The organism is Rhodopirellula maiorica SM1 (genome assembly GCF_000346295.1).
GTDB lineage: Bacteria > Planctomycetota > Planctomycetia > Pirellulales > Pirellulaceae > Novipirellula > Novipirellula maiorica.
Genome location: NZ_ANOG01000918.1, coordinates 1 through 6,650, shown reverse-complemented (window position 1 = coordinate 6,650; position 6,650 = coordinate 1). Strand labels below are relative to the sequence as shown.

General features: G+C 54.8%; 5 protein-coding genes. 2 read left to right on the top strand and 3 right to left on the bottom strand.

What is annotated here, in order from left to right; genetic code table 11:
* Positions 1–20: 20 nt before the first annotated feature.
* Positions 21–1,100 (bottom strand): calcium/sodium antiporter, encoded by a 1,080-nt coding sequence (locus tag RMSM_RS29145; protein WP_008705834.1) that lies wholly within the window; start codon positions 1,098–1,100, stop codon positions 21–23.
* Positions 1,101–1,246: 146 nt separating this feature from the next.
* Entirely contained in the window at positions 1,247–2,026 is a 780-nt protein-coding gene (locus RMSM_RS29140) for a dienelactone hydrolase family protein (RefSeq protein WP_008705832.1), read from the bottom strand.
* 564 nt (positions 2,027–2,590) lie between these two features.
* Here RMSM_RS29140 and RMSM_RS29135 point away from each other — a divergent pair.
* Both RMSM_RS29135 and yidD read left to right on the top strand, forming a co-directional pair.
* Positions 2,591–3,700, top strand: coding sequence for a calcium/sodium antiporter (locus RMSM_RS29135; protein WP_008705830.1), 1,110 nt, complete (start codon positions 2,591–2,593; stop codon positions 3,698–3,700).
* Between the two features lie 2 nt (positions 3,701–3,702).
* Positions 3,703–3,933 carry a membrane protein insertion efficiency factor YidD gene (gene yidD / locus RMSM_RS29130; RefSeq protein ID WP_008705828.1) on the top strand — a complete coding sequence of 77 codons (231 nt, stop codon included), beginning with the start codon at positions 3,703–3,705 and terminating at the stop codon, positions 3,931–3,933.
* Between the two features lie 217 nt (positions 3,934–4,150).
* Here yidD and RMSM_RS29125 read toward each other — a convergent pair.
* Positions 4,151–6,650: efflux RND transporter permease subunit (locus RMSM_RS29125; protein ID WP_040770017.1), on the bottom strand; the 2,500-nt coding region annotated here is incomplete at its 5' end.

The following is a 6,650-nucleotide window of genomic DNA, read 5'->3' as shown; positions in this document are numbered from 1 at the left end:
CCACGCCTCCGGCTCACTCGTCACGTCACGTCTCGCGGTGACTCGCGGCGGTGCTGTTTCCATGCGATGTAACTGACGGCCACCAAGACCAGCGGCATTGCCGCGAAGACGAGGTAGTTTTTTGCGGTCGACACCCACTGTGATTGCATCACTCCGCCGATCAATAGTCCGTTGTAAAACAGGTACAACAACAACATGACGATGCCTTCGGCCCGCGACACAACCGCGTGCGATAGAAAGATCGGCCAACAGAGAACGGCCACACCCAGCATCACGGCAAGGTCGAACCACAGCACTGAATTGGCAACTGGAACGCCGTCCGCCGCTACCACCGCCGCGGTCGCCAACACCATCAGCAAATTGAACACGTTGCTGCCGACGATGTTTCCAACCGCGATGTCACGCTGGCCTCGAATCGCGGCGACGATCGAGGTCGCCAACTCGGGTAACGAGGTTCCCGCCGCGACAATGGTCAAACCGATCACCAAATCGTTGACACCAAATTGGCGAGCGATGACGGTTGCCGAATCGACTAACAAATCGGCACCAACCACCAACAACCCTAATCCGATCAACAACATGACCAGATTCCCAATCCACTTTCGCCACGAAACCGGTGGAACGGCGAAGTCCGTTTGTGAGTCGTTTGGTTGGGGTTCTTTGCGTCCAGCTCGAATTAGCCAGCCGGTGTACAGCAGAAACGCGACGAGCATGCCGCCGCCTTCCCAACGCTGAACCGTTCCGTCGCTAGCTGCCAACCAAACCACGACGGAGGCGGCGATCATGATCGGCACATCGAATCGAACCAACTGGGACGAAACCGATAGCGGAACGATCACGGCGGATACGCCGAGGATCAACAATACGTTGAAGATGTTGCTGCCGACGACGTTGCCCAACGCGATCGCCGCGTCCCCCTTCAAACTGGATACCGAAGAAACGGCAAGCTCCGGCGCACTCGTGCCAAACGCCACGACGGTCAAACCGATCACCAACGGTGATATTCGTGCCGCCTCTGCCAACGTCACCGCCCCACGCACAAGCAGTTCGGCTCCTAAAACCAAGATGGCCAAGCCGAGCAACAGTAATACGTAGGTCATGTTGGAAATTTGACTCTGGGTTCGAGAAAAACGAAGCAGGATAAGGCGCTCAATCTATCGCGAATTATACGCCGCGATAGCGGGCTGGCAAAAAAGAGCGACGCGAAAGCCTTGGCGACTTTCGCGACACGATTTCAACGCGTGATTCAATCAAACAACTCAGCGAAAAACGCCTTCATTGCAACCCAAGATCGTTGGTCGGCTTTGGCGTTGTAGGCGGCGCCGCGGGAATTATCATTGCCCGCCATCGGCTGAGTGAACGAGTGCACGGCGCCGGAGTAGTAAATCATTTGCCAATCGACATTCGCATCATTGAACTCTTTCTTCATGGCATCGATGTCGGCTTCGGGAACAAACGGATCATCAGCTCCGTGACAAATCAGCACTTTGGCTTTGATATTTTCGCCATCTTCGGGACTTGGCGAATCGAGTGCTCCGTGAAAGCTGACGACGCCGACGACATCGGCACCGCTGCGAGCCAACTCGAGCACCCCCTTGCCGCCAAAGCAGTAGCCGATCGCCGCAATTTGCTTTTCATCCACGCCCTTTTGTGACAACAGTTGCTGCAGCCCCAAATTCAAACGTTTCCGGTACAACGCCGAGTCGTTTTTGAACGTCCCCGAAAGTTTTGCCGCTTCTTGAGGATTTGCCGGTCGGTTGCCCTTTCCGTAAATGTCCAGTGCGAATGCGACGTACCCCAATTCCGCCAACTGTTTGCATCGACCTCGTTCGTAATCAGTTTGCCCCATCCATTGATGGACAACCAAGATCCCCGGCACAGGTTCGGAAATCGCCGACGGATCCCAAGCGACAAAACCTTCGAGTGTCACGTCGCCATCCTGATATACGACTTCTTTCGTTTGCACCTCCGCTCTGACCAGCGAAGCCCCGATTCCGACCATCAACAACGCAAAGACCAAACGCATCAAAATTCACCTTGTAGCTTGAGCATGTAAAAAGAGAACGCAAGCGGCGTTGATTAGCAGGTTGGCAGGAACCAGTGGGTGACATCCAGTGCCCCATCTGAATGCTAGCTCCGGTTGAGCGTTGGGACCGTGGCTCGCAGGCTGTTGATTTAGTCGTACGATGGACTTCCTAGTCCGTCGAATACACCAATGACAGCCGAGGTAGTCCATCAGCCACCCCTTGCCACAGGAAACTTCATTAAATCAACAGCCCACTCACGACAAAACGGCTCAAAAGACCGAACGACTCCTGCCTACCTGCTTAGGTGCTGCTTGCGGACGAACGGCTCATTTTACTGCAACACGTATGTAGCGTCAGCCGCAGTGGAGAGTGGCGCAACAGGGGGATAGAGCCCGGAATTGATGCCTCATGCAAACCGGATCGGAACCTCACAACCGCAATTCCTCGCTGAATGGAACGGTATTTCCTGTAGTTCGACGCGTGTTCCTCGATTCTCACTTTCCGCATAGAATCGTCATGTTGAACCACCAGCCCCCTCTTGTTACGCAAAGATTGATTCCCAGATGACCTACGTGTTGCTTCTCGTCGGACTCGTGATTCTTGTAGTCGGAGCAGAACTGCTGGTACGTGGTTCGGTGACGCTTGCTGCGTTTGCCGGCGTGTCGCCCTTGATCATTGGGTTGACCGTGGTCGCGTTTGGAACCAGTGCTCCCGAGCTGGCTGTTTCGTCGGTATCCAGTTTGAAGGGGGATTCGGAAATCGCGTTGGGCAACGTGATCGGCAGCAACATCTGCAATATTTTGCTGATCCTGGGACTCTCGGCCGTGATTGTTCCGCTGACCGTGTCGTCTCAATTGGTTCGTTTGGATGTGCCAGTGATGATCATATCGTCGTTGGCCGTGTGGGGGACTGGCTATGATGGGTCGATCAGCCGTGTCGAAGGCATCCTGCTGTTTCTAGGATTTATTCTCTATACGATTTACATGATTCGCAAAGGTCGGCGCGAAGAAGCGTCGCGGCGGAGTGCGATCGAATTGGATCCAGATTTCTTGGCCCATCCCACCTTGTCATTGGGGCAAGGCATTTTGAATGCCGTTTACATTCTGGTCGGTTTGGGAATGCTGGTTTTAGGCGCCCAATTGTTAGTCGATTCGGCGGTGAAAATTGCCACTCAATTTGGGATCAGCGAGATTGTCATCGGGTTGACCATTGTCGCGATTGGGACCTCACTTCCTGAGTTAGCGACGTCGGTAGTCGCCGCAATGAAGGGCCAACGTGATTTGGCGGTCGGCAACGCCGTGGGTAGTAACATGTTTAATTTGATGATCGTATTGCCGGCGGCCGCCGTGTTGTCGCCCGCTGGGGTGCCGGTGACGGCACCGGTGCTGTGGTTTGATCTGGCCGTGATGGCGATGATCGCGTTGATCTGCTGGCCTATCTTCATCAGCCAATCGACGGTGTCGCGGTTTGAAGGTGCCGTGATGTTGTTGTTGTTTGCCACGTACACGACGATCCTGGTCGCAGAGGCCACGAAATTTGGTTCGGTCCAAACACTGAAAACCGGTTATTCCCTGTTCATCCTGCCCGCAATGATTGCCGTCGTTAGCATCGCCGCGTTGATGCATATTCGAGACGGTCGCAGCGAGTCCGCGGTCGCGCAAACGAAGACCTAGACATGCTCAAAACGATTCACCGCTGGATCATCGTTGTGGTACTCGCCCCCATCCGATTTTACCAGATGGCAATCAGCCCGATGATCGGTCCAAACTGTCGCTTCACCCCGACCTGCAGCCAGTATGCGATCGAAGCAATTCGCAAATACGGGGTACTGCGAGGCAGCATTAAAGCGGTATGGCGTATTCTCCGTTGCCATCCTTGGAACCCAGGCGGATATGACCCACCCTGAGTGTGCAGGGCTTTCCGCCGGAGCATGTGGCCGTTCCAATCGGCAACTCCCGTGAGGTACTGCAGGCCGGATTAAATCGCCCAAAGCGACGCAGATCCGGCAGGAAGCAATGGTGATGTGAGTGCGTCTCCGCCGCCATCCCGGATCATCGCTTCGCTGCGATCCAGGCTACGAAAAGCGACGAAACATGCCACTGAAACAAACTTATACGCCGCGTTTATTCATCTTCGCTGACTGAAAATCCCAGATGCTCGATCACCCAGATATAGATCAAATAGAACACAGGGATCAGCAACAACACGAGCGACGTGGCTAACATCAATCCAAACGCCAAACTCGCCGCCATCGGAATCAACAACTGGGCCTGGAACGATCTTTCGGTCAACAGCGGCAACAATCCAGCGATTGTCGTCAAACTAGTCAACATGATCGGACGGAATCGACGTTCGCCTGATTCGACGAGTGCGACACGCGGCGGCACTCCGGCGCGGACCCGCGAATTGATAAAGTCGATCAAGACGATCGAATCGTTGACGACGACTCCCGCAAGTGCAACGAGCCCAAACATACTGAACAACGTCAACGGCAAACCGAGAACGGCGTGCCCCCACACCGCACCGATCATTCCAAACGGGACGATGGCCAAAATCAATAGCGGCTGGACGTAACTGCGGAACTGCAGCACCAACAAGACAAACATGCAGACGATTGCGATCGCAAACCCGACCATCAAACTGCCCACCGACTCGTTGCTCTGTTCGCGTTGTCCTTCCCACCGCAACGATACCGCTGGGTATTGCTCTAACAGTTGAGGAACAAAATCCGATTGCAATTCGCCGATGATCAAATCAGCATTGGCCGTCGTTTCGTCCAAATCGGCCGATACCGTCACCGAACGCATCTGATCAACGCGGTTAATTTCCGAGAATCCTCGCTTCAGTTCGACATCGGCCAATTCGGTAATCGGGCTCTGTTTTCCATCGGCGGTACGCACGCGGATTTCGCGAAAATTCACCAAACTGTTGCGTTCCTCTTCGGGATGCCGGACCATCAATTTGACCTCGTGCCGGCCGCGTTGCAATCGCATCACCTCGGCGCCGAAGTAAGCATTGCGAACGGTATCCCCCAGATCCATCGGCGTCACCCCGGTGGCGAGCGCGCGATCTTTGACTTTGAATTGGAACTCCCATTTGCCCGGCGTATTGTCATCGGCGATGTCAAAGACGCCGGTGAAATCCGCCAACCGCGTTTTGATCGCCTCGGTCGCGGACAACAATTGGTCGACATTTTCGCTTTGGGCTAGCAGTTTGAATTCGATCGGTTTGCCGCTCGGTCCAACACCGACTGATCCGTAAGTGACCTTCTCGGCCCCCGCGAACTCGCCCACTTCCTCACGCCACATCGAAAGCAACAGATCGCTGTGAATGTCGCGAATTTCGGTATCAAACAGCTCGACGAAGACCTGTCCTAGATGGCTGCCACCGCCCCCGTTTCCTCCCATCGGCCCTTGGGTGTTGGTGATCTTTCCGTTCTCGCGATAAGTCAACCGGACTGGCCCGGTCACTTTGCCGTCGGTCAGTGGGTAGATCTTCTCGGCGGGAATTCCAGACTCCACAGCCCGCTGTTCGGCCACACGGACGCTGACGCGCCGGATCGCTTCTTCCATCGTCCGAGTCGCCCGGTCGGTTTCCGAAGCCGACGTGCCGTCCGGAAAGACGATCGTCGCTTGTAAAAAATTGTTATCCGATTTCGGGAACAAGATACTCTTGACGATACCGCCTCGGACCATCCCGATCGTCACCAAAAACAGCGCCACCGCGACCGCAATCATGAACGGAGGATGTCGCAGACTGAATTTCAGGGTGGGAACATAAAACCGAGTGCAAACCCAATCCATTCCCTGCGTCGCTCGCACACTGGCCCATCCCAACAACAATCCAAATGGTCGCAGCGGATACATCACGACCGAAATCAGACGAAAGACGCCGTGGTGCCGATGAGCCAGGTGACACGGCAAGACAAACGTGCTTTCCCACAGCGAGATCAGCAACATCGCGATCACGGCAAACGGAATCACCGCCATGAATTTGCCCATCACTCCGGACACAAAAAACATCGGCGAGAACGCAATCACGGTGGTCGTCACCGATGCAGCGACACTGGGCAAGACTTCGGTCGCTCCGTCGACCGCCGCATCCAACAACGATTTGCCCATCTGCTGGTGCGAATAAATATTTTCGCCGATCACAATCGCATCATCCACGACGATGCCCAATGCGACCAAAAACGAAAACAGACTTAGCATGTTGAGCGTTTGGTCGCCCCAGGACAACATCGCTCCGGCACCCAGAATTGAAATCGGAATCCCGAGAGCAACCCAAACTGCCAACCGAATCTCGAGAAACAACGCGAGTACCAAGAACACAAGAAACAATCCCTGTGCACCGTTTCGCAGCAATAGCGAAAGACGGTCTCGCACATCCTTGCTGCTGTCGCCCCAAATCTCGAATCGATAGCCCTGGGGGAGCTCTTTGACGTCGACGTAATCGTAGACAGCATCCACCAACGCCAACAAATCCTCGCTCTTGGTGCGTTCCACGTTCACGACCATGGCTGGTTCGCCATTGATTTCACCGGTGGCGGTCACGTCAGCGAATTCATCCTTAACCACGCCTAGATCAGCAACCGTCAACACGACTCCGTTGGGCTGCGTGACC